This window comes from Dickeya ananatis (assembly GCF_019464615.1).
Classification (GTDB): Bacteria; Pseudomonadota; Gammaproteobacteria; order Enterobacterales; family Enterobacteriaceae; genus Dickeya; species Dickeya oryzae.
This window is the reverse complement of sequence record NZ_CP040816.1, coordinates 3,842,244-3,865,678: the sequence shown is the minus strand read 5'-3', so window position 1 is coordinate 3,865,678 and position 23,435 is coordinate 3,842,244. Positions and strand designations below refer to the sequence as shown.

24 protein-coding genes are annotated in these 23,435 nt (G+C 54.2%); 13 read left to right on the top strand and 11 right to left on the bottom strand.

Annotated features, from left to right (window positions below; translation table 11 throughout):
* Positions 1 to 43: 43 nt before the first annotated feature.
* From lptB to FGI04_RS17165, 6 genes are read right to left on the bottom strand one after another with little or no spacing between them, the layout of a single operon-like run.
* Positions 44 to 769, bottom strand: coding sequence for an LPS export ABC transporter ATP-binding protein (gene lptB, locus FGI04_RS17190; RefSeq protein ID WP_012883035.1), 726 nt, complete (start codon positions 767 to 769; stop codon positions 44 to 46).
* Between the two features lie 15 nt (positions 770 to 784).
* Positions 785 to 1,363 carry a lipopolysaccharide ABC transporter substrate-binding protein LptA gene (lptA, locus tag FGI04_RS17185; protein ID WP_012883036.1) on the bottom strand — a complete coding sequence of 193 codons (579 nt, stop codon included), beginning with the start codon at positions 1,361 to 1,363 and terminating at the stop codon, positions 785 to 787.
* Positions 1,341 to 1,910 (bottom strand): LPS export ABC transporter periplasmic protein LptC, encoded by a 570-nt coding sequence (gene lptC, locus FGI04_RS17180; RefSeq protein ID WP_012883037.1) that lies wholly within the window; start codon positions 1,908 to 1,910, stop codon positions 1,341 to 1,343. The genes lptA and lptC overlap by 23 nt, the downstream gene beginning before the upstream one ends.
* Complete coding sequence (gene kdsC, locus FGI04_RS17175; RefSeq protein ID WP_407322149.1) at positions 1,907 to 2,473, bottom strand: 3-deoxy-manno-octulosonate-8-phosphatase KdsC; 567 nt, start codon at positions 2,471 to 2,473, stop codon at positions 1,907 to 1,909. Before kdsC ends, lptC begins: the two co-directional genes overlap by 4 nt.
* 49 nt (positions 2,474 to 2,522) lie before the next feature.
* Positions 2,523 to 3,509: an arabinose-5-phosphate isomerase KdsD gene (gene kdsD, locus FGI04_RS17170; protein WP_038903077.1), complete on the bottom strand. Its 987-nt coding sequence runs from the start codon at positions 3,507 to 3,509 to the stop codon at positions 2,523 to 2,525.
* A 30-nt stretch (positions 3,510 to 3,539) separates the two neighbouring features.
* Entirely contained in the window at positions 3,540 to 4,502 is a 963-nt protein-coding gene (locus tag FGI04_RS17165; RefSeq protein ID WP_038903080.1) for a calcium/sodium antiporter, read from the bottom strand.
* 278 nt (positions 4,503 to 4,780) lie between these two features.
* On the opposite strand from FGI04_RS17165, the gene mlaF reads away from it, so the two are divergent.
* The 7 genes from mlaF to murA all read left to right on the top strand — a co-directional run bounded on the left by mlaF (position 4,781) and on the right by murA (position 9,624).
* Positions 4,781 to 5,590, top strand: coding sequence for a phospholipid ABC transporter ATP-binding protein MlaF (gene mlaF / locus FGI04_RS17160; RefSeq protein ID WP_168364746.1), 810 nt, complete (start codon positions 4,781 to 4,783; stop codon positions 5,588 to 5,590).
* Between the two features lie 3 nt (positions 5,591 to 5,593).
* The gene (gene mlaE, locus FGI04_RS17155; protein WP_168364747.1) at positions 5,594 to 6,376 is read left to right on the top strand and encodes a lipid asymmetry maintenance ABC transporter permease subunit MlaE; all 783 of its coding nucleotides are present in this window, start codon (positions 5,594 to 5,596) and stop codon (positions 6,374 to 6,376) included.
* A 4-nt stretch (positions 6,377 to 6,380) separates the two neighbouring features.
* On the top strand, positions 6,381 to 6,980 hold the full coding sequence (gene mlaD / locus FGI04_RS17150) for an outer membrane lipid asymmetry maintenance protein MlaD (RefSeq protein ID WP_168364748.1): 600 nt from the start codon (positions 6,381 to 6,383) through the stop codon (positions 6,978 to 6,980).
* Positions 6,981 to 6,991: 11 nt separating this feature from the next.
* The gene (gene mlaC / locus FGI04_RS17145) at positions 6,992 to 7,624 is read left to right on the top strand and encodes a phospholipid-binding protein MlaC (RefSeq protein WP_407274416.1); all 633 of its coding nucleotides are present in this window, start codon (positions 6,992 to 6,994) and stop codon (positions 7,622 to 7,624) included.
* Positions 7,617 to 7,910: a lipid asymmetry maintenance protein MlaB gene (gene mlaB / locus FGI04_RS17140; RefSeq protein ID WP_342698978.1), complete on the top strand. Its 294-nt coding sequence runs from the start codon at positions 7,617 to 7,619 to the stop codon at positions 7,908 to 7,910. Before mlaC ends, mlaB begins: the two co-directional genes overlap by 8 nt.
* A gap of 143 nt (positions 7,911 to 8,053) precedes the next feature.
* Positions 8,054 to 8,308 carry a BolA family iron metabolism protein IbaG gene (gene ibaG, locus FGI04_RS17135; protein ID WP_015848109.1) on the top strand — a complete coding sequence of 85 codons (255 nt, stop codon included), beginning with the start codon at positions 8,054 to 8,056 and terminating at the stop codon, positions 8,306 to 8,308.
* Positions 8,309 to 8,361: 53 nt separating this feature from the next.
* Positions 8,362 to 9,624: a UDP-N-acetylglucosamine 1-carboxyvinyltransferase gene (murA, locus tag FGI04_RS17130; protein ID WP_012883047.1), complete on the top strand. Its 1,263-nt coding sequence runs from the start codon at positions 8,362 to 8,364 to the stop codon at positions 9,622 to 9,624.
* A gap of 83 nt (positions 9,625 to 9,707) precedes the next feature.
* Here the strand turns inward: murA and degS are convergent, their stop codons facing one another.
* From degS to zapG, 3 genes are all read right to left on the bottom strand, one after another.
* A complete protein-coding gene (degS, locus tag FGI04_RS17125) occupies positions 9,708 to 10,772 on the bottom strand; it encodes an outer membrane-stress sensor serine endopeptidase DegS (protein ID WP_342698976.1) in 1,065 nt (354 codons plus the stop codon).
* Positions 10,773 to 10,859: 87 nt separating this feature from the next.
* The gene (degQ, locus tag FGI04_RS17120) at positions 10,860 to 12,230 is read right to left on the bottom strand and encodes a serine endoprotease DegQ (RefSeq protein ID WP_038903085.1); all 1,371 of its coding nucleotides are present in this window, start codon (positions 12,228 to 12,230) and stop codon (positions 10,860 to 10,862) included.
* A 245-nt stretch (positions 12,231 to 12,475) separates the two neighbouring features.
* Positions 12,476 to 12,880 carry a Z-ring associated protein ZapG gene (gene zapG / locus FGI04_RS17115; RefSeq protein ID WP_038903086.1) on the bottom strand — a complete coding sequence of 135 codons (405 nt, stop codon included), beginning with the start codon at positions 12,878 to 12,880 and terminating at the stop codon, positions 12,476 to 12,478.
* A gap of 213 nt (positions 12,881 to 13,093) precedes the next feature.
* Between zapG and zapE the strand changes: the two genes are divergently transcribed.
* The 6 genes from zapE (at position 13,094) to FGI04_RS17085 (ending at position 17,347) form a co-directional block, all read left to right on the top strand.
* Complete coding sequence (gene zapE, locus FGI04_RS17110) at positions 13,094 to 14,224, top strand: cell division protein ZapE (protein ID WP_342698975.1); 1,131 nt, start codon at positions 13,094 to 13,096, stop codon at positions 14,222 to 14,224.
* A 255-nt stretch (positions 14,225 to 14,479) separates the two neighbouring features.
* Entirely contained in the window at positions 14,480 to 14,908 is a 429-nt protein-coding gene (gene rplM, locus FGI04_RS17105) for a 50S ribosomal protein L13 (RefSeq protein ID WP_012883052.1), read from the top strand.
* Positions 14,909 to 14,923: 15 nt separating this feature from the next.
* Positions 14,924 to 15,316, top strand: a complete 393-nt coding sequence (gene rpsI / locus FGI04_RS17100; protein ID WP_012883053.1) for a 30S ribosomal protein S9 — start codon at positions 14,924 to 14,926, stop codon at positions 15,314 to 15,316.
* Positions 15,317 to 15,638: 322 nt separating this feature from the next.
* Positions 15,639 to 16,280: a stringent starvation protein SspA gene (sspA, locus tag FGI04_RS17095; protein ID WP_012883054.1), complete on the top strand. Its 642-nt coding sequence runs from the start codon at positions 15,639 to 15,641 to the stop codon at positions 16,278 to 16,280.
* A gap of 4 nt (positions 16,281 to 16,284) precedes the next feature.
* Positions 16,285 to 16,791, top strand: a complete 507-nt coding sequence (sspB, locus tag FGI04_RS17090; protein WP_407337033.1) for a ClpXP protease specificity-enhancing factor — start codon at positions 16,285 to 16,287, stop codon at positions 16,789 to 16,791.
* Between the two features lie 145 nt (positions 16,792 to 16,936).
* Positions 16,937 to 17,347 (top strand): GFA family protein, encoded by a 411-nt coding sequence (locus tag FGI04_RS17085; protein WP_342698973.1) that lies wholly within the window; start codon positions 16,937 to 16,939, stop codon positions 17,345 to 17,347.
* 82 nt (positions 17,348 to 17,429) lie between these two features.
* Here FGI04_RS17085 and FGI04_RS17080 read toward each other — a convergent pair whose 3' ends face one another.
* Together FGI04_RS17080 and gltB are read right to left on the bottom strand one after the other, a co-directional pair.
* Positions 17,430 to 18,848 carry a glutamate synthase small subunit gene (locus FGI04_RS17080; protein WP_407337030.1) on the bottom strand — a complete coding sequence of 473 codons (1,419 nt, stop codon included), beginning with the start codon at positions 18,846 to 18,848 and terminating at the stop codon, positions 17,430 to 17,432.
* 9 nt (positions 18,849 to 18,857) lie between these two features.
* On the bottom strand, positions 18,858 to 23,318 hold the full coding sequence (gene gltB / locus FGI04_RS17075) for a glutamate synthase large subunit (RefSeq protein WP_019843576.1): 4,461 nt from the start codon (positions 23,316 to 23,318) through the stop codon (positions 18,858 to 18,860).
* Positions 23,319 to 23,435 lie beyond the last annotated feature (117 nt).

The window sequence follows — 23,435 nt, the reverse complement described above, 5'->3', positions numbered from 1 at the left end:
GCGTTAACTTCCTTTTGAATTATCAACCTAAAACATGACGTTATCAGAGTCGGAAGCCTTCGCCCAGATAGACTCGTTTTACCTGCTCATTCGCCAGTATATCCATCGGGGAGCCGTGGGCAATAAGCTGGCCCTGACTCACGATATAGGCACGTTCACAGACATCGAGCGTTTCACGGACATTATGGTCGGTAATCAGTACGCCTAACCCACTATCGCGCAAATGCTCAATGATTTTCTTGATGTCGAGAACCGAAATCGGATCTACCCCCGCAAAGGGTTCGTCCAGCAGGATGAATTTGGGGTTGGCAGCCAGCGCCCGGGCGATTTCCACCCGACGGCGTTCGCCACCGGACAACGATTGTCCCAGACTATCGCGCAGGTGAACAATATGAAACTCTTCCATCAGTTCGTTGGCGCGATCCTGCTGTTGCTCGCGGGTCAGATCTTTTCTGATCTCCAGTACCGCCATCAGGTTGTCGTAGACGCTCAGTCGTCGGAAAATCGAGGCTTCCTGCGGCAGGTAACCAATACCGCGGCGGGCGCGATCGTGCAGCGGCAGCAGGCTGATGTCCTCGTCGTCGATTACGATACGGCCTTCGTCGCGTGGGACGATACCGACAACCATATAGAAGGTGGTTGTCTTTCCGGCCCCATTAGGGCCGAGCAGCCCAACGATTTCGCCGGAATTGACATTCAGGCTGACGTTTTCCACCACTTTGCGGCCTTTATACGCCTTGGCCAGATTTTCGGCGATTAGTGTTGCCATGGGTTAGCGCGTTACTCACTGTTGTTTGGTGGGCTTGCCGGTGTTGCTGCCGGGCTTGGCGCCATTTTGCGCGCCTTTGTCCTGCAATTGTGTCGGGACCAGCACGGTAGTGACTCGTTTGCCTTTGTCGCTGAACGCTTCCATCTGCTGTTGCTGTACCAGATAGGTGATGCGGTCGCCCTTGACGTTGCTGTCCAACTGTTCCAGATAAGCATTGCCGGTCAACGTGACCAGTTGCTTGTCCATTTCATAGCGTATTTTCTGTGCATGACCTTTAACGGGTTTACCGTTGTCCTGCATTTGGTAGAAGGTCGCCGGATTGCCGTAGCCTTCGATAATTTCGTGGCCTTGCTGGCCGTTAGGACGGGTTACGACGACTTTGTCGGCCTGTGCTTTTATCGACCCTTGCGTGACGATAACGTTGCCGGTAAACGTCACTACATTGCCTTGCATATCCAGCGCCTGCTGATCGGACGTAATGTGGATCGGCTGCTCGGTATCTCCGGTGAGTGCCAGTGCCGGAATACTGACGGCAAAAAGCGAGCTGGCGATCAGGATGCTGTGTAATACATTAATTTTTTGGTTGGATTTCATAATAGGATTTTACCTTATCGATCAACTCAGCGGTTTTGCTGCGCAGGTTTCCGCGCATTTTCAGTCCGTTAGAGGTAAAGCTGGCACCGTACAGGGTGACCTCATCATCTGACGTCACGTCCTGCGTAACCAGATTAATCTGCGCATTGTCCGTTTTAATCCGCTTTAACTGCGAATCGTCGGTCAGGCTGGTGACCTCGACGTGACCGTACAGATACAGCATGCGATCTTTTGTCAGCTTGGCGCGATCCGCGCGCACCGACCAGGTCGCGATAGCCTGTTCATTGAACATGGTCGCTACCGGTTGAGTAAACCAGCTGACTTGTTCGGTGTTATAGTGCTCTGCTTTCTCGGCTACCAGCCTGTAACTCAGTTTCCCGGTCGGGTCATACACCATCGTGGTGTTTTGCTGCATGGTGTAGGCCGGGTCATTATTTTGTACTTCAGTCGGCCCGCTTCCTTCCCGTCGGGTCGTCAAATTTAACCCGATAAGCACCAGCGCAATCAATGCCAGCAACAACGTCAGCCAGCGTTTCGTTTTACTCATATCGACAGCCCTTTGGCAAAGTCCAGTTTACCCTGTGCCAGCAGAATAAGATCGCAAATCTCTCGTACTGCGCCACGGCCGCCGCCGATACGCGTGACGTAATGCGCTCGGGGTAGCAACAGTGGGTGGGCGTCCGCTACGGCAACGCTTAACCCTACCTCGGCCATCACCGGCCAGTCGATCAGATCGTCGCCGATATAAGCCACCTGGCTGGCAGTGAGCGACAGTGTATCCAACAGCTCGTGGAAGGCCAAAATCTTATCTGATTGTCCCTGATATAAGTGGCGTATTCCCAATGTCTGGCAGCGGTCGATGAGTAACTGCGATGAGCGGCCGGTGATAATCGCCACGTCGATATCCGACGTCAGCAGGCAGCGAATGCCATAACCGTCGCGGACATGAAAGGTTTTCAGCTCTTCGCCCTGATTTCCCATGTAAATCAGGCCATCAGACAGGACACCGTCGACATCGCAGATTAACAGACGTATATCACGGGCACGCTGCATCACCAGGGTATCGACAGGCCCGTAACAGGTATCGGTTTGCGACCGGGTTTCACTCATTCACTCGTATCCTTGGTTTTTCATTCTCTGCGGCGTGCGCGCGTCAGGTTTATACCACACCTGCGCGCAGCATATCGTGCATGTGGACGATCCCCAGCAGGCGATCGCCCTCTGCGACCAGCAGCGAGGTAATATGGCGGGACTGCATCAGATTCAGGGCATCCACCGCCAGTGTGTGTGGCGTCACCCGAATACCACCGCGTGTCATCACATCGGCGATGCCGGCGCTGTTGAGGTCGATATTCATATCGAACACCCGGCGCAGGTCACCGTCGGTAAAAATGCCTTCGATGCGATCATCCGGACCGCAAATGACCGTCATCCCCAGATTCTTACGGGTAATCTCCAGCAGGGCGTCGCGCAGCGAGGCGTCTTGACCGACACGGGGGATCTCGTCGCCAGTGTGCATGATATCGTTGATTCGCAACAGCAGTTTGCGACCGAGTGCGCCGCCGGGGTGCGACAACGCAAAGTCTTCAGCCGTAAAGCCGCGCGCTTTCAATAGCGCCACTGCCAGCGCATCGCCCATCACCAGTGCCGCGGTGGTGCTGGAGGTCGGTGCCAGGCCCAGCGGGCAGGCTTCCTGGGATACGTGGACGCAAAGATGGATGTCGGCGGCTTTCGCCATGGTGCTTTCCGGGTTACCGGTCATGCAGATAAGACACACTTGCAGGCGTTTTAACACCGGGATGAGCGCCAGAATCTCATGAGATTCACCCGAGTTGGAAATGGCGATCACAATATCTTGCGCGGTGATCATCCCCAAATCACCGTGGCTGGCTTCACCGGGGTGAACAAAGAAAGCCGGTGTGCCAGTACTGGCGAAGGTCGCGGCCATCTTGCAACCGATATGACCGGATTTCCCCATGCCCATCACCACGACTTTACCGTGGCAGTAAAACATTTTCTCGCAAGCACGGGAGAAATTGTCGTCAATGTACTGATCCAACTGCGCGAGGCTGTCGCGCTCGATGGATAAAACCTGCCGACCCGCACTCTGGAAGTCGAAACCCGGTTGTAACTCGAAATGTGACATGTAAAACATCCTGCGTTGCCAATGCGCTGGCTATGAGAACAAGAACAGCACCGAAAGGTACGCGATGAACGCACACAACAACAATGCGCCAGCGCCCTGGCCGATGCGCCGTTTCTGGCGGAGACAGAGAACCGTCAGGAGCGCGCTGACACCCAGCATCACCCAGTAATCGCGTGTAAACGCGAGCGGATTTACCGCGCCAGGGGACAAGAGAGCGGGCACGCCCAGCACTATCACGATATTAAAGATATTCGAACCAATCAGGTTACCGAGCGCGATGTCGTCTTCTTTTTTTAATGTGCCGACGATAGCAGTCGCCAATTCCGGCAGGCTGGTGCCGACGGCCAACACGGTGAGCCCAATGGTCAGTTCGCTGATATTAAAGTAATTAGCGATAACTGTGGCGTTATCGATCACAATACGCGCCGACATCGGCAGAATAATCAGGCCGAGTAGCAACCATAACAACGCCACGGTTTGGTTGTTCTCTCTGGGCAACTCAGCCATTTGTTCGCGTGTCAGGCTGTCGTCACCGCGACGCTGAGCGGCGTGGGCCATACGTAGCATCAACAGGATACAACCGCAGGCTGTCAGCAGCAGGATCACGCCGTCCAGGCGGCTGAGGAAACTGTCATGCAGCAGAACACCACACAGCAGCGTGACCACCAGCATCGGTGGGAGTTCCTGACGCAGCAGCGTGGAATGCAACGTCAGCGGGCGGATTAGCACGGCGCTGCCGAGGATCAACAGGATGTTGGCGATATTCGACCCTAATACGTTGCCTACCGCCATGTCGGTCTGATGGTTGAGCGCGGCGGTAACCGAGACCATCAATTCGGGCAGCGAGGTTCCCATGCCTACTATCGTCATGCCGATAATCATCGGCGGTACACCCAATGTGCGCGCCAGTACCGCCGCGCCATACACCACTCGGTCGGCGCCATAAACCAATAACACTAAACCAACAATTAACAGTACTGTCGCAAAAAGCATGCAGCGTCCTTTATTCAGGTATAATCACCGGTTTATTGGCGCACAAACCAGTATTTCTGGACGAATAATAAGCAAAACCGCCATTTTTCCTCGTTGGCGCTAATTCTGACTGCGCAGGGCGAAAAAGTAAAACCAATGGCAATTTTGGTCACGACCTCGTGTCCTGATTCTGTAACAGTGAAGAGTAAGCGTAACACTCTGAAAAGCGATTTCAGGGCGTAACGGTGCAAAAATGTGAAAACGGGCGGCCACTATGGGTTACCGTTGAGGAATAGACCATGAACCACGAAAATCTGGTAGAAATTCGCGGGCTCAGTTTCCGGCGAGGCAGCAGGCCGATCTTTTCGGATGTCTCGCTGAATGTGCCAAAGCAAAAAATTACGGCCATCATGGGGCCGTCCGGTATCGGTAAAACCACGCTGTTGCGGTTGATTGGCGGTCAACTGCAACCAGACAGCGGCGAAATCTGGTTCGACGGGGAAAATATTCCGACGCTTTCCCGTTCTCGTTTGTATGAAACGCGTAAGAAAATGAGCATGTTGTTTCAGTCCGGCGCGTTATTTACCGACCTGAATGTGTTTGACAATGTGGCCTGGCCGCTACGGGAGCATACGCAACTGCCTGAACCGTTGCTGCAGAGCACGGTGATGATGAAGCTGGAAGCGGTGGGATTACGCGGCGCGGCGCAACTAATGCCGTCAGAGCTGTCTGGCGGTATGGCAAGGCGTGCAGCACTGGCGCGTGCAATTGCGCTGGACCCGCAAATGATTATGTTTGATGAGCCTTTTGTTGGTCAGGACCCGATCACCATGGGGGTGTTGGTGAAGCTTATTGATGAGCTAAATCACGCGCTGGGCGTGACCTGTATCGTGGTGTCTCACGATGTGCCGGAAGTATTGAGTATCGCCGATCATGCCTACATTATTGCTGATCAGCGCGTCGTGGCACAGGGCACACCGGCTGAATTGCAGCAGAATGGCGATCCGCGTGTCAGGCAGTTTCTCGATGGCATTGCCGATGGCCCGGTACCGTTCCGCTATCCGGCGGGCGATTACCAACGTGGGCTGTTAGGTTTGGGGAGTAAGTAATTCATGCTAGTACAGGCATTAGCGTCGCTGGGACGTGTTGGCATTCAGGTTTGCGCCTCTTTCGGGCGTGCCGGGCTGATGTTGTTCAATGCGCTGGTGGGCAAGCCGGAACCGGCCAGACAGTGGCCGCTGTTGCATAAGCAACTCTATAACGTTGGTGTGCAATCATTGCTGATCATTATGGTCTCCGGTTTGTTTATCGGCATGGTATTGGGTCTTCAAGGCTATCTGGTCCTGACCACCTACAGTGCGGAAGCTAGCCTGGGCATGATGGTGGCGCTGTCATTGTTGCGTGAGCTGGGGCCGGTGGTGACGGCGTTGTTGTTCGCCGGGCGTGCCGGTTCTGCCCTGACGGCGGAAATCGGACTGATGAAGGCGACCGAGCAGTTATCCAGTATGGAAATGATGGCGGTAGACCCGTTGCGCCGTGTCGTCGCGCCGCGTTTTTGGGCCGGGGTGATTTCCATGCCTTTGCTGACGGTGATTTTTGTCGCCGTTGGTATTTGGGGGGGCGCACTGGTTGGCGTGGACTGGAAAGGGATCGACAGCGGTTTTTTCTGGTCGGCGATGCAAAACGCGGTGGAATGGCAGAAAGACCTACTTAACTGTGTGATTAAGAGCCTGGTGTTTGCCATTACCGTTACCTGGATTGCGCTGTTTAACGGTTATGACGCGATTCCGACGTCAGAAGGCATCAGCCGCGCGACGACCCGCACGGTGGTGCACTCGTCGCTGGCGGTACTGGGATTGGATTTTGTGCTGACGGCACTGATGTTTGGGAAATAAGTCGATGCAAACAAAGAAACATGAAATAGGGGTTGGCGTGTTCATGCTGATCGCACTGTGCGCCATCATCTTTTTATGCCTGAAGGTGGCGGACCTGAAATCGCTCGGGCAACAGCAGACTTACCGTTTGTATGCCACGTTCGACAATATTGGCGGCCTCAAGGTGCGTTCGCCGGTAAAAGTCGGCGGTGTGGTGATTGGTCGTGTTGTGGACATTTCGCTGGATACCAAGACCTATTTGCCGCGGGTGGCGATGGATATTGATAAGCGCTACAACCACATTCCGGATACCAGTTCGCTGGCGGTTCGTACCTCCGGTCTGCTGGGGGAACAGTACCTGGCGTTGAATATTGGTTTTGAAGACGAGGACATGGGTACCTCGATTCTGCAGGACGGCGGGACAATTCAGGATACCAAGCCTGCGATGGTTCTGGAGGATCTTATCGGTCAATTCCTATATAAGAGCGGTGGCAACAATACTGACAATGCCAGCCAGAACAATGCGAATCAGGGGCATACCGAACCGGCCGCGCCTAAACCGGCTGAGAAAAACGGTGATGCGGTAAAACCTGAAGCCAGCGAAAAACCGGCCCAACAGCCTTAAGAGGACACAGCATGTTAAAACGTTTATTGATGGTGGCTTTGTTGGTCGTGGCCCCGTTTGTCAGTGCAGCGGATCAAACCAATCCTTATAGCCTGATGCGTGATGCGGCGCAGAAAACCTTCAATCGTCTTAAAAACGAACAGTCGCGTATTCAGCAGGACCCTAACTATCTGCGTACCGTGGTACGTGAAGAACTGCTGCCTTATGTGCAGATAAAATACGCCGGTGCGCTGGTGCTGGGGCAGTATTACAAAAGTGCCACGCCGGAACAGCGTGAAGCGTACTTCACGGCGTTTGGATCGTATCTGGAGCAAGCCTACGGTCAGGCGCTGGCGTCTTATCATGGCCAGACTTATGAGATAGCGCCGGAGCAGCCGCTGGGCAATGCCGAGATTGTTTCTATCCGCGTCACTATTATTGACAATGGTGGCCGTCCGCCGATTCGTCTGGATTTTCAGTGGCGTAAAAACACCAAAACCGGCTACTGGCAGGCTTATGACATGATTGCCGAAGGGGTGAGCATGATTACCACCAAGCAGAACGAATGGGCATCCACGTTGCGCCAGAGTGGTGTGGATGGGTTGACGAAGCAACTGCAAGCGGCGGCTCAGCAGCCGATTACGCTGGATCAGAAAAATGGCTGATGCACTGCAGTGGCGGCAGACTGACGGCACTCTGTATCTGGAAGGCAGTCTGGATCGGAACAGTTTACTGCCGCTTTGGCAGCAGCGTAATGCGTTGCTGGCAGGTAGCCGTGTGCTGGATGTCGGCCAGGTAGAGCGGGTGGATTCCGCGGGACTGGCACTGTTGGTGCATTTTTATCACCAGCAGGAACAGCAGGGAACGCCGATGACGATTACCGGTGCCAGTGAGCGACTGCGTACGTTGATTCAACTGTATAACCTGAATGAAATCATTCCGGTCCGTTGAGTCGACCTGTCGCTGTGCGCTTCCATGATTAAGGTTCCCCCTTGTCGCCTGTGCGCAAGGGGGATTTCTTTTGTTTAAGATAGCGACAGATTCATCTAAGATACCACCCTGTTTATCATCCCCCTGACGTAGAATCGAGAGCAATGGAAAACGACGAAATTAAAGACGTGCTGATGAAAGCGCTGGCGCTTGAGGAAGCGCATGTTTCTGGCGACGGCAGCCACTTTCAGGTCATTGTGATAGGTGAGTTGTTCAAGGGTATGAGCCGCGTAAAACAGCAGCAGGCGGTCTATGCGCCGCTGATGGAATACATCGCGGATAATCGCATTCATGCGTTGTCGATCAAGGCTTATACCCCTGAAGAGTGGCAACGCGACCGTAAACTAAGCGGTCTGTAAGTTAGCGGCCATCCGGCCATGCTATTGAGTCTGAATATTGAGAAATCGTCACTATGGATAAATTTCGTGTGCAGGGGCCAACCCGGCTCGCTGGTGAAGTTACTATTTCCGGCGCAAAAAACGCCGCCCTGCCTATCCTGTTTGCTGCCCTGCTGGCTGAAGAGCCGGTAGAAATTCAAAACGTTCCCAAACTGCGTGATATCGACACCACCATGAAGTTACTGAGCCAATTAGGCGCTCGTGTTGAGCGCAATGGTTCTGTACATGTCGATGCCAGTTCGGTGAATGTGTTCTGTGCGCCGTATGACCTGGTGAAAACCATGCGTGCTTCTATTTGGGCATTGGGCCCGCTGGTGGCGCGTTTTGGGCAAGGGCAGGTGTCGCTACCGGGTGGTTGTGCTATTGGTGCCCGTCCGGTCGACTTGCACATCAATGGCCTGGAACAACTTGGCGCGCACATCACGCTGGAAGAAGGGTATGTGAAGGCGACGGTTGATGGCCGGTTGAAAGGTGCACACATCGTGATGGACAAAGTCAGCGTCGGTGCGACAGTGACCATCATGAGCGCCGCCACGCTGGCGGTGGGTAAAACCATTATTGAGAACGCGGCGCGCGAGCCTGAAATTGTTGATACGGCGAACTTCCTGAATACGCTGGGTGCCAAAATCAGTGGCGCGGGTAGCGACAAGATCGTTATCGACGGTGTGGATCGTCTGGGGGGCGGGGTATATCGCGTACTACCGGATCGTATTGAGACGGGCACGTTTTTGGTCGCGGCGGCGGTCTCCGGCGGCAAGGTCGTATGCCGTCACACCCGTCCGGATACGCTGGATGCAGTGTTGTCCAAACTGCGTGAGGCGGGTGCTGATATCGAAATTGGTGACGACTGGATAAGCCTTGATATGCATGGCCGTCGGCCGAAAGCGGTGAATGTGCGTACCGCTCCGCATCCGGGATTCCCGACCGACATGCAGGCACAGTTCAGCCTGCTGAATCTGGTAGCGGAAGGTACAGGCGTTATCACCGAAACCATTTTCGAAAACCGCTTTATGCATATTCCCGAACTGATTCGGATGGGAGCTCAGGCAGAAATCGAGAGCAACACCGTGATTTGTCATGGCGTCAGCCGCCTCTCCGGTGCACAGGTGATGGCAACTGACCTGCGAGCATCGGCAAGTCTGGTGCTGGCGGGATGTCTTGCGCAAGGCACGACGCTGGTCGATCGCATCTATCATATCGACCGTGGCTATGAGCGTATCGAAGACAAGTTGCGTGCGTTGGGCGCTAATATTGAGCGCGTGAGCGCTAACGACTAACCGTTATAGCCGGGTGCTCTGCTATGCATCACCCGGTTATTACATCACTCGGTTATTGCATCACCCAGCGTACCCGGCGCGATTTAATCGCTGGGTGGGTGTTCCTGAATAGTGATATTCAGTTTTATTTCCTGATTATCACGGGAAATAACGACAGGAATCACTGAGCCGGGCCGAATCTCCGCCACCTGATCCATGGTTTCTATTACGGAACGCGCGGGTTTATTGTTCACTTCCAGCAGCAAGTCACCTTTTTTAATCCCCGCTTTATCCGCTGGTCCGCCAGCATCGACCTCGTTGACGACGATACCTTGCAACCGCTCAAGGCCAGTGACTTGATTGCCCAGCCGTTCGCGTTGCGCCCCCCGGATACCGAAATAACCCCGAATCACGCGTCCATCGCGGATCAGTTTATTCATGATCTTGGTTGCCAGCGCGACGGGAATAGCAAAACCGATACCTTCCGGCGTGCCACCATCATCGCTTTTATCAAATGACAAGGTGTTGATGCCAACCAGTTCGCCGAGTGTATTAACCAACGCGCCACCCGAGTTGCCGTGGTTGATGGACGCGTCCGTTTGCAGAAAATTCTGTCGACCGGACGCGCTTAATCCTACCCGACCGGTAGCACTGATGATCCCTTGTGTCACCGTCTGCCCCAGGTTGTAGGGATTGCCGATAGCCATCACGACATCGCCGACGTGGAATACCCGTTTCGGGTTGATGGGGATTTCGGGCAGATTCGCGCCTTCGATTTTCAGCACGGCGAGATCAGTCAGGCTGTCTGAACCCACCAGCAGCGCTTCGAAAATGCGGCCGTCTTGCAGGGTGACCACAATTTGTTCGGCATTGTTGATCACATGCTTGTTGGTGAGGATGTATCCTTTGCTGTTCATGATCACGCCAGAACCCAGCGTGCGGATATTCAATTCGTTTTTGGCCGCGGGATCGTTAGCCTGATTGTATACGTTCACCACCGCAGGGGCAGCACGGCGCACCCCCTGATAATAGCTGACCGGGGTTTCCTGGCTGCTGTCGCTACTGGCGTGGGACCAGCCCTGACTGGAGCGCAGCGTCGGAATCGCCAATAACAGAATACCGGCGACGATGACACCGAACAGCACCGAACGTAACAGTTTGGTTAGCATGAGCGTTTTGGGTGTGAAAGAAGGTTGAATCGCAGAATATCAGAGAAGGGTGGACACCGCATCGCGCGGTGTCCACTTTTTCATAGCTTAACGCAACAGAAGATAGATACTTTCATCGCCACGGACAATATTCAGCGCCAGCACCGAAGGCTTGGCTTCCAGAATTTTGCGCAATTGGGTGATGTTTTCTACACGTTCGCGGTTCACGCCGACGATGATGTCGCCTTTTTGCAGACCGACTTTAGCGGCGGCGCTGTCTTTGGCTACGTTATCGATAGCCACACCTTTGCTGCCGTCCTTCAACTGTCCGTTATTGAGGGTAGCCCCCTGGAGTGCTGGGGTAAGTGTGTCGGCATTGGTTGTCACGTTGGCGCTATTATCCAGTACCACTGAGACTTCCTGCTGTTTACCGTCACGCAGCAGGCCGATGCGCACGGTTTTACCCGGTGCGGTCGTGCCAATTTTAGCGCGCAGTTCAGCAAAACTGCTGATAGGCTTGCCATCCAGTGAAACCAGTACGTCACCGGCTTTAATACCGGCTTTGGCGGCGGCGGATTTAGGAATCACTTCGCTCACGAAAGCGCCACGCTGGGCATCCACCTTGAAGGCTTTGGCTATCTCGGAGGTCATTTCGCTGCCCTTGATCCCCAGCAGGCCGCGTTTTACCTCGCCAAATTCCACCAATTGCTGAGCCAGGTTTTGCGCCATGTTGCTGGGAATGGCGAAGCCGATACCCACGTTACCGCCGCTCGGTGCCAGAATCGCGGTGTTGATGCCGATAAGCTCGCCGCGCAGGTTGACCAGCGCCCCGCCGGAGTTACCACGGTTGATGGAGGCATCAGTCTGGATGAAGTTTTCCAGCCCTTCCAGATTCAGGCCACTACGACCCAGAGCGGAGATAATACCGGATGTCGCCGTTTGGCCGAGCCCGAACGGGTTGCCGACAGCAACGGCAAAGTCGCCGACTCGCAACTGATCGGAGTCAGCCATTTTGATTTCGGTGAGGTTTTTGGCGTCATTCAACTGCAACAACGCGATATCGGTTTGTTCATCGCGACCGATCAGTTTGGCGTCATATTCACGGCCGTCATTCAACTGCACCTGAATTTTATCCGCATTGTTGACGACGTGATTGTTGGTTAGCACATAGCCTTTTTCGGCGTTAATGATGACACCGGAGCCTAACCCTTCGAACGGACGTGAATTCTGTTTTTCCGACGGAGTGTTAGGACCAAAGAAGAATTTGAACTCTTCCGGAATACGCTGACGCTGTACCTGTGTGCCTTCCACATGAACGCTCACGACAGCGGGCAGCACTTTTTCCAGCATGGGTGCCAGGCTGGGCAGAGGCTGACCTTCTACAACGGCAGGCAACGCGGCGTTGGCCGGGGGCACTGAAGACAACGACAGTCCAATACCGAGTGCCAGTGCGCTATATAACAACGATGTTTTTTTCATTGATTGTTAACTCTCTCACGACCTGCTTATGAATAAAACGATGATATATAAACTCAAACTTGCGGTGAATACTCAGACCCGGAGCTATGTGTAAAGTTCGCTGATATTTCGTCAGCGAAATGTAACGACCGACCGCGTCATGGATACAGTGGAGAGGGTCAGCATGACCGGCAAGAAACGCCCTGACGACAAACCGTGTGCCATCAGGGCGGATAACAGTGGCAATGTCGGCTAAACGTAGCCGGTTATTTGCCTGTCGGGCGTGTGCCACGCAGCAGGCCGGAGGCACTGCCGGAATAGTCGCGTGGCGGCATATCCACCGGTGCCTGGTCATTGTCTGACTCGGCTTCGGTCAGGCGATAACGAAACGGGTTATCCTGCATCGGAACATCCGGCAGCAGGTTGTTGGAGCTTTTCACCATATGCTGATAAAGCTGACGATAATCACGCGCCATATTGTCGAGCAGTTCTGCACTGTGGGCAAAATGGCTGACCAGTTCCTGACGGTATTCTTCCAGTTCTGTTTTGTTTTTCTCCAGTTCGTTTTGCAGTACCTGCTGCTGGCGCAGTTTACGGTTACCGAACCGCATCGCGACAGCGCCAATGATGACACCGATAACAAATCCAATCAGCGCAGACTCCCAGGTCATAAAACGACTCCTATTTTTGACTTCGTTGTCCCGTAGGGTTTTTTCACTTAATAATAGTCACTATAACCGCTAACCTCGCTGGAGTGGAGCCCTTGTATATCTGGTCTGATCGGGTAGGTGGGTACCGCGAAGCGGTAACGCTCACGATCACGGGCTGAACCGGCGTTAACGCACGATAAAATACAACGAAATTTTTCTCAGGGATTTTGTGCTATGCAGAGAACAACCCCTTTGGCACTTTATCAGCAGGCTTTGATGGCGCAGACCTATCAGCCAGATGAGGTGCAGCATCAGACGGTTGTCCGTTTGAACGCTATCCATCAGACGCTGACGGAGCAGGTATGGATACAACCCGAAAACCGTACGCCGGGACTGATATCGAAATGGCGTAGTTGGTTGGGACAGAAAGAAAAAACGCCGACACCGGTGCAAGGTCTGTACATGTGGGGTGGGGTTGGGCGGGGTAAAACCTGGCTGATGGACCTGTTTTTCCACAGCTTGCCTTCGGAGCGGAAACTTCGGCTGCATTTCCACCGTTTTATGCTGCGGGTGCATGAAGAGCTGAATCAGTTGCAAGGTCAGGAAAACCCGTTGGAAAAGGTGGCGGACGGCTTTAAAGCGCAGACAGACATTCTGTGTTTCGACGAGTTTTTCGTTTCGGATATTACCGACGCCATGTTGCTGGCGGAGCTGTTGCGAGCATTGTTCTCGCGGGGGATTGCGCTGGTAGCGACGTCTAACATTCCGCCAGACGAGTTGTATCGCAATGGGTTGCAGCGTGCGCGCTTCCTGCCCGCTATTGAGCTTATCAAACGTCATTGTGATGTGCTCAATGTGGATGCGGGTATTGATTACCGGTTGCGTACGCTGACGCAGGCCCATCTGTACCTGACACCACTCAGTGCCGAAACTGAGGCTGAAATGCAGGCGATGTTCCGCCGTCTGTCCGGACGCGATATTACCCAGCCAGGCCCGGTACTGGAGGTGAATCATCGCCCGCTGGCAACACTGAGCGCGGGGGATGGCGTGCTGGCGGTGGATTTTGCCACGTTGTGTCTTGATGCGCGCAGTCAGAACGATTACATCGCCTTATCGCGGTTGTACCACACGGTGTTATTGCACCATGTGCCGGTAATGGCGGTAAAAGATGAGAACGCGGCGCGCCGTTTTCTGGCGTTGGTGGACGAATTCTACGAACGTCGGGTCAAGCTGATTATTTCTGCTCAGGTGCCGATGTTTGAGATTTATCAGGGCGAGCATCTGAAGTTTGAATATCAGCGCTGCCTGTCGCGTTTACAGGAAATGCAAAGTGAAGAATACCTGCGCCAGGCGCATTTGCCGTAGCCGTGATTGACGGTGGCAGACACTGTATGCTGTGCAGGAAATTATGAGAGAAAAAAGTCGACCTTTGGGATCGACTTCTCTATAATCTTGCGACCCCACGTTACAACAAAGTTTTTTCCCGAAACTTTAATCGCGCTGGCAATAGCTATTCGAAGGGGTAGGTTTGCTGGACTAGATAGCCGTGTGAACCTCAACACTATTTATTTAAGCGTTTGGGTGTTCACCAACGTGTAACTTAAATTGGGTAAGCTTTTAATGAAAACTTTTACAGCTAAACCAGAAACCGTAAAACGCGACTGGTACGTTGTTGACGCAAGCGGCAAAACTCTTGGCCGTCTTGCTACTGAACTGGCTCGTCGTCTGCGCGGCAAGCACAAAGCGGAATACACTCCGCACGTTGATACCGGTGACTACATCATCGTTCTGAACGCAGAAAAAGTTGCTGTAACCGGCAACAAACGTTCTGACAAGATGTACTACCATCACACCGGCCACATCGGTGGTATCAAAGAAGCGACCTTTGAAGAGATGATTGCCCGCCGTCCTGAGCGCGTAATTGAAATCGCGGTTAAAGGCATGCTGCCGAAGGGCCCGCTGGGTCGTGCTATGTACCGTAAACTAAAAGTTTACGCGGGTAACGAGCACAATCACGCGGCACAGCAACCGCAAGTTCTGGACATTTAATCGGGATTATAGGCAATGGCTGAAAATCAATACTACGGCACTGGTCGCCGCAAAAGCTCCGCCGCTCGTGTATTTATCAAACCGGGCAGTGGCAACATCGTTATCAACCAGCGTACTCTGGAACAGTACTTTGGCCGCGAAACCGCGCGCATGGTCGTTCGCCAGCCGCTGGAACTGGTCGATATGGTTGGTAAACTGGATCTGTACATCACCGTTAAAGGTGGTGGTATTTCCGGTCAGGCCGGTGCTATCCGTCATGGTATCACCCGCGCTCTGATGGAATATGACGAATCCCTGCGTTCTGAACTGCGTAAAGCTGGCTTCGTTACTCGTGACGCTCGTCAGGTTGAACGTAAGAAAGTGGGTCTGCGCAAAGCACGTCGTCGTCCTCAGTACTCCAAACGTTAATTTCTGTCTGCCTGGCAGCGAAATCAACGCAGAAAAACCCGGTGCCTGTCACCGGGTTTTTTTTCGTCCTGACATCACCTGTGGAAAAAATATGCTGTTATTACCGTGGGTTAGCCATGAAAACACGCTTATCCCCCCACAAAACAAACAGAATCTGATACACTATTGGCCGGTTTTGTGCCTGTTCGCCAGCAAGTGATTTTAACAGAACGACGGATGTCGTCCGCTTTCTCCCCCTTGGGGAAGCCTAAACGCGGCAAGGCCAGCAGGATCATATTCGATCGGTTGTTCGCCGTATTTTTTCGATAACTTGGAGGTTTTCATGGCTGTCGCTGCCAACAAACGTTCGGTGATGACGCTGTTTTCTGGTCTGTCCGACATTTTTAGCCATCAGGTCCGCATTGTACTGGCCGAGAAAGGGGTAAGTGTCGAGATTGAACAGGTGGACATGGATAATCTGCCGCAGGATCTTATCGACCTTAATCCCTACGGCTCTGTACCGACACTGGTTGATCGTGAACTGACGTTATATGAATCACGTATCATCATGGAATACCTGGATGAGCGTTTCCCGCACCCGCCGCTGATGCCGGTTTATCCGGTGGCGCGTGGCAACAGCCGTCTGATGATGCATCGCATTGAGCAGGATTGGTATTCGCTGATGAAAACCATCCAGACTGGCAATGCTCAGGATGCAGAAGCGGCACGCAAGCAGCTGCGTGAAGAACTGCTGGCTATTGCCCCGGTTTTCAACGAAGCACCTTATTTCATGAGTGAAGAGTTCAGCCTGGTGGATTGCTATCTGGCACCGTTGCTGTGGCGTCTGCCGCTGCTGGGTATTGAGTTGAGTGGTTCTGGTGCCAAAGAACTGAAGGGTTATATGACCCGTGTGTTTGAACGTGATGCCTTCCTCGCGTCGTTGACTGAAGTTGAGCGCGAAATTCGGTTGCAGTCCAGAGGGTAATGGCATGACGTTGTCTCAGCTCTCTCCACGCCGTCCTTATTTATTACGGGCTTTTTATGACTGGTTGCTGGACAACCAATTAACGCCGCATCTGGTTGTGGATGTGACCGTTCCGGGAGTGAAGGTGCCGATGGAGTTTGCCCGTGATGGGCAGATTGTCCTGAATATTGCGCCGCGTGCGGTAGGCAATCTCGAACTGGCTGATGACAGCGTGCGCTTTAATGCGCGTTTTGGCGGCGTTCCCCGCCAGGTGTTTGTCCCGATGGCGTCGGTGATGGCTATCTATGCGCGTGAAAATGGCGCGGGTACGATGTTTGAGCCCGAGCCCGCTTACGAAATTGTCGAAGAGTTTGGCGTACAGTCCCATTCTGAAGAGGAATCCAGACCAACACTGATGTCGGTGGTGGACAATGAACCTTCTTCTCCTGCCGCTGAGAGCGAGCCGCAGCCAGATGACGAGCCGCCCTCGCCACCAAGAGGCGGTCGACCTTCCCTGCGGGTGGTCAAATAATCGCACTGATAAAAAAGGCACCTTACCGTGCCTTTTTTATTGCCTGAATGAAAGGTCCATAAAGCCGATAAGGTCCATAATGTCTTTGCTGTCTGGTAGCGGATTTATCCATTGTCAGTCTCGTGTTTAATCGAAGGAGAATGTGATGAAAACCAGTCAAGGCTGCTGTTTATGCGGTGCAGTAACGATAACGGTTCCTGAGTCATGCACGCATGATGTGTATGTCTGTCATTGCAGTATGTGTCGGACATGGGGAGGCGGGCCGCTGATGGCGATTGAAACTCAGCAAGGGGTGACCCTTGAGGGGGAAGAGCATATCGGGCGGTATCGTTCTTCCGACTGGGCGGAACGTGCTTTTTGCCGCACATGTGGAACCCACCTGTTTTATCGGCTGCTTAAACCGGAAATCTATTCAATTTCAGCCGGGCTATTCCCCAATGCCCCCCAAAAACTGGCTTCGCAGGTTTACATTGATAACAAGCCTGATTATTACGATTTCGTACAGCAAACCCCAACGATGACAGAACAGGACATCATTGATCTATATAAAAAGTAATACGGATTGCTGATGAGGGAAAACAACCTGCATTGGAAAGCATAAAGGCGGCCGTAGCCGCCTTTGATGTGTCAGAAAGTCATTACACTTCCAGATAGTTCATGATGCCGTCAGCCGCTTTACGGCCTTCGGCTATCGCGGTCACCACCAGATCAGAACCACGTACCGCATCGCCGCCAGCGAAGATTTTCGGGTTTGACGTCTGGAAGGCACTGTTGCTCTGTTCCGGGGCGATGATACGACCCTGAGTGTCCAGCTCCACGCCATGATCCGCCAGCCACGCCATTTTATGCGGACGGAAACCAAACGCCATGATAACCGCATCGGCTTCCAGCACATGCTCGGAACCCTCAACCGGTTCAGGACGACGACGGCCATTAGCATCCGGTGCACCCAGCTCGGTACGGATCATGCGTACACCGCACACTTTACCAGCGCCGTTGATTTCAATACTGAGCGGCTGGAGGTTGAAGCGGAACTCTACGCCTTCTTCGCGCGCATTTTTCACTTCGCGCTTGGAGCCTGGCATGTTTTCTTCATCACGACGGTAGGCACAAGTGACATGCGTTGCTCCCTGACGAATCGAGGTACGCACACAGTCCATCGCCGTATCGCCGCCACCCAGGACAACGACACGTTTGCCCTGCATCGAGATATACGGTTCCTGCTCGCTGGTTTCGAAGCCCATCAGGTTCTTGGTATTGGCAATCAGGAACGGCAGAGCATCGTATACGCCCGGCGCGTCTTCGTTTTCCAGCCCGCCGCTCATTGACTGATAGGTACCGACACCCAGGAACACGGCGTCATATTCTGCCAGTAAGTTGCTCAACTGGACGTCTTTGCCGACTTCCGTATTCAGGTGAAAGTCGATGCCCATCTCCGTGAAGATCTCGCGGCGCTTGGTCATCACCTCTTTTTCCAGCTTGAATGCCGGGATACCGAAGGTCAGCAGGCCGCCGATTTCCGGGTGGCGGTCATAGACCACCGCTTTCACGCCGTTACGGGTCAGGACATCAGCACAAGCCAGCCCGGCTGGACCCGCACCGATAATCGCCACACGTTTGCCGGTTGGCTGCACTGACGAGACATCCGGACGCCAGCCCATTTCGATGGCTTTATCGTTGATGTAGCGCTCGATGTTACCGATAGTGACGGCACCGAATTCGTCATTCAGTGTGCAAGAACCTTCACACAGGCGATCCTGTGGGCAGACGCGGCCGCATACTTCCGGCAGGCTGTTCGTCTGGTGAGACAGCTCAGCGGCTTCAATAATCCGTCCCTCATTCGCCAGCTTCAGCCAGTTCGGGATGTAGTTATGGACCGGACATTTCCATTCGCAGTACGGGTTGCCGCAAGCCAGACAGCGATCTGCCTGGGCTTTGGACTGGCTTTCCGAGAATGGCTCGTAAATTTCAACAAACTCGATTTTACGAATCTTCAGCGGTTTCTTGGGCGGATCAACGCGCTGTAAGTCGATAAATTGATAAACATTCTGACTCATGATGACCTCTTACTGCGCCTGTACCCGCAGCTCCGCTGCGGAACGACTACGATGACCCAACAACGCTTTCACATCACTTGACTTCGGTTTGACCAACGAAAATTTCGAAGCCCAGGTTGGCCAGTTGGCAAGAATTTCCTCACCACGCTGCGAACCGGTGTGCTGGACGTGCTCGGTAATCAGCCCACGCAGGTGTTCTTCGTGAATCGCCAGGTTTTCCACATCCAGCACTTCAACCAGTTCAGGGTTGACGCGCTTACGGAATTCACCGTCTTCATCCAGCACGTAGGCGAAGCCACCGGTCATGCCTGCGCCAAAGTTGACGCCGGTACGACCAAGGATGCAGACGATACCGCCAGTCATGTATTCGCAGCCGTTATCACCGATACCTTCCACCACGGTGATGGCACCGGAGTTACGCACGGCGAAGCGCTCGCCAGCACGACCAGCAGCGAACAGTTTGCCACCGGTTGCACCGTACAGACAGGTGTTACCGATGATGCTGGCTTCGTGACTGCGGAAGGCTGAACCCACCGGAGGACGCACGGAGATAACACCACCCGCCATACCTTTACCCACATAGTCGTTAGCATCGCCGGTCAGGGCCAGCTCAACACCGCCTGCGTTCCAGACGCCGAAGCTCTGGCCTGCGGTACCGGTGAAATGGACTTTGATCGGGTCGCTCGCCAGGCCTTGATCACCATGTTTTTCCGCGATCATGCCGGACAACGTGGCCCCGACGGAGCGGTCGGTATTGCGGATGTCGAAGTAGAGCGCTTTGCTCTGTCTGGCATCGACATGCGCCTGAGCCTGTGCGATCAGCTCTTTATTCAACAGCCCCTTGTCAAACGACGGGTTGCCTTCGGTGCAGTACAGTGCTTTGCCGGGTTGCGGTGCAACGGTGTGCAGCAACGGCGACAGATCCAGTTTGTTCTGCTTGGCGGTGATGCCATCCAGTTCGACCAGTAAATCGGTACGGCCGATCAGGTCTACCAGACGGCTTACGCCCAGTTCTGCCATCAGCTCACGGGTTTCGCGGGCGATGAAGGTGAAGTAGTTAACGACACGTTCCGGCAGGCCGTGATAGTGGTCGCGGCGCAGTTTGTCATCCTGTGTTGCCACGCCGGTAGCGCAGTTGTTCAGGTGACAGATACGCAGGTATTTACAACCCAGTGCCACCATCGGGCCAGTACCGAAGCCGAAACTCTCCGCACCCAGAATCGCCGCTTTCACGATATCCAGACCGGTTTTCAGGCCACCGTCCACTTGCAGGCGAATCTTATGACGCAGGCCGTTAGCCACCAGCGCCTGCTGGGTTTCTACCAGGCCCAGTTCCCACGGACAACCGGCGTATTTCACCGACGTCAGCGGGCTGGCACCGGTACCACCGTCATAGCCAGCGATGGTGATAAGGTCAGCATAGGCTTTAGCCACGCCGGTAGCGATGGTGCCGACGCCCGGTTCGGACACCAGCTTGACTGAAATCATCGCCTTCGGGTTGACCTGTTTCAGGTCGAAAATCAACTGCGCCAGATCTTCGATAGAATAAATATCATGGTGCGGCGGTGGCGAAATCAGGGTCACGCCCGGTACGGAATAACGCAGACGTGCGATATACGGGGTGACTTTATCGCCCGGTAACTGACCACCTTCACCCGGTTTAGCACCTTGCGCCACTTTGATCTGAATAACGTCGGCATTGACTAGATAGGCTGGGGTCACGCCAAAGCGACCGGAAGCCACCTGCTTGATACGGGATACTTTATTGGTACCGTAGCGCGCCGGGTCTTCGCCGCCTTCACCGGAGTTGGAAAAACCGCCCAGACTGTTCATGGCTTCTGCCAGCGATTCATGCGCTTCAGGGCTCAGGGCACCGATAGACATGGCGGCGGTGTCAAAGCGTTTAAACAGCTCTGAGTCCGGCTCAACCTGTTCCAGCGGGATTGCTGCGCCTGCCTGAGGTTGCACTGCCAGCAGGTCACGCAGCATCGATGCCGGGCGCTCGTTAACCAGTTTGGCGTACTGCTGGTAATCCTGATAGTTGCCGCTGTGAACCGCGGTTTGCAGTGTTTTCACCACATCAGGGTTGTAGGCGTGGTATTCACCGCCATAAACGAACTTGAGCAGACCACCCTGATCGAGTTTCTGACGCTTGAGCCAGGCACGTTTGGACAGGTTTTGCAGGTCCTGCTCAAAATCGCTGAAACTGGCACCGCCAATACGGCTCACTACGCCCTGGAAGCAACGGGACGACACATCCTGATGCAAACCCACCGCTTCGAACAGCTTCGAACAGCGGTAAGAGGCGATAGTGGAGATCCCCATCTTGGACATGATCTTGTACAGACCTTTATTGATGCCGTTACGGTAGTTCTGCATCACGGTACGGTACGGTTTGTCGATGGTGTGGTTATCAACCAGACCTGCCAGCGTCTCATAGGCCAGATACGGGTAAACCGCCGTAGCGCCGAAGCCGAGCAATACGGCAAAGTGGTGCGGATCGCGGGCACTGCCGGTTTCCACGATGATGTTGGCATCGCAGCGCAGGCTTTTTTCCACCAGGCGAGCCTGAATCGCACCCACTGCCATGGGTGCTGGCACTGGCAGACGGTCTTGTGCGATACCGCGGTCGGTCAGCACCAGCAATACCGCACCGGCACGGACTTTGTATTCCGCTTCGTCACACAGTTTTTCCACGGTCTCTTGCAACGAACGCTGCTTAGGATCGAAAGTGATATCGATCTTCTCGGCGCGATAGTGCTCAGGATCCTGGTTGATCAATTGAATGAAATCGGAGTAGAGCAAGATCGGCGATTTGAAGCTCAGGCGATGAGCCTGCCCTTCGGCTTCGCAGAATACGTTCATTTCGCGACCGATACAGGTGGCGAGCGACATCACGTGCGATTCACGCAGCGGGTCGATTGGCGGGTTGGTTACCTGCGCAAACTGCTGGCGGAAATAATCGTAAATGATACGCGGACGGCTCGACAGCACGGCGAACGGGGTGTCATCCCCCATCGAGCCAGTTGCTTCCTGACCGTTTTCGCCCAGTACGCGAATGACCTGATCCAGTTCTTCAAAGCTGTAACCAAACTGCTTCTGGTAGGTTTCCAGCAGCGCGTTGTCCAGTTCCCGGCTACCGACCTGATCGTCTGGCAATTCTTCGAACGGCACCAGCCGTTTAACGTTTTTCTCCATCCACTCTTTGTAGGGATGGCGGCTTTTCAGGTCGTCGTCGGTTTCGGTCGAATGCAGAATACGGCCGGTACGGGTATCGATGACCATCAGTTCGCCGGGGCCGACGCGGCCTTTTTCCACCACCTCGTCAGGCTGGTAATCCCAGATACCCACTTCGGAGGCACAGGTAATCAGCTTATCTTTGGTGATGACATAGCGCGCCGGGCGCAGGCCGTTACGGTCAAGGTTACAGGCTGCGTAACGTCCATCAGACAGCACCAGACCAGCCGGGCCGTCCCACGGCTCCATATGCATGGAGTTAAAGTCGAAGAAAGCGCGCAGCTCCGGGTCCATGTTCGGGTTGTTCTGCCAGGCGGGTGGCACCAGCAGACGCATCGCACGTACGATGTCCATCCCACCGGCGAGGAACAGTTCCAGCATGTTATCCAACGACATGGAGTCTGAACCGCTTTCGTCAACAAACGGTGCGGCATCCAGCAGGTCAGGGATCAGCGGGGTCTTAAATTTGTAAGCGCGAGCGCGAGCCCACTGGCGGTTACCGGTGATGGTGTTGATTTCACCGTTGTGCGCCAGATAGCGGAACGGTTGGGCCAGACGCCAGCGTGGCACCGTGTTGGTGGAGAAGCGCTGATGGAACAGACAAATCGCTGATTCCATACGCAAGTCCGCCAGATCCAGATAAAACCGCGGCAAGTCTGTGGGCATGCACAGACCTTTATAAATGTTCACCAGATTGGACAGGCTGCAAACGTAAAAGTCTTTATCCTGAACGCGTTTTTCGATACGGCGGCGCGCCATAAACAGACGGCGTTCCATATCACGTGGACGCCAGCCCGCCGGGGCGTTAACGAAAATCTGTTCGATGCACGGCAGAGAAGACAGGGCGATTTCACCCAGCACGTCCGGGTTGGTCGGGACTTCGCGCCAGCCCAGTACGGATAAGGTCTCATTCTGTAGTTCTTCTTCTACAATCCGACGCGTGGCACGGGCTTTCTCTTCATCCCGGCTAAGGAACAACATACCGACCGCGTAATTGTTCGCTAACCGCCAGCCGTGCTCTTCGGCAACCAGACGGAAGAAACGATCGGGTTTCTGGAGTAATAAACCGCATCCGTCGCCGGTCTTGCCGTCGGCAAGAATCGCACCACGGTGCTGCATGCGTGCCAGGGCGTGGATCGCCGTGCGCACGACTTTATGGCTCGGTTCACCTTCTATATGGGCGATCAATCCGAAACCACAGTTGTCTCTTTCATGGGATGCATCGTACAACATATCTCAGTGAACCTCCCCAGGCTCTGTATGACGTCCTCAATCGACAACCTCACTGCCAGAATCGGCTGCGTAAATTACGCGTTAACCGCACGCTAACCGCGAGCGACCCCTTCACTG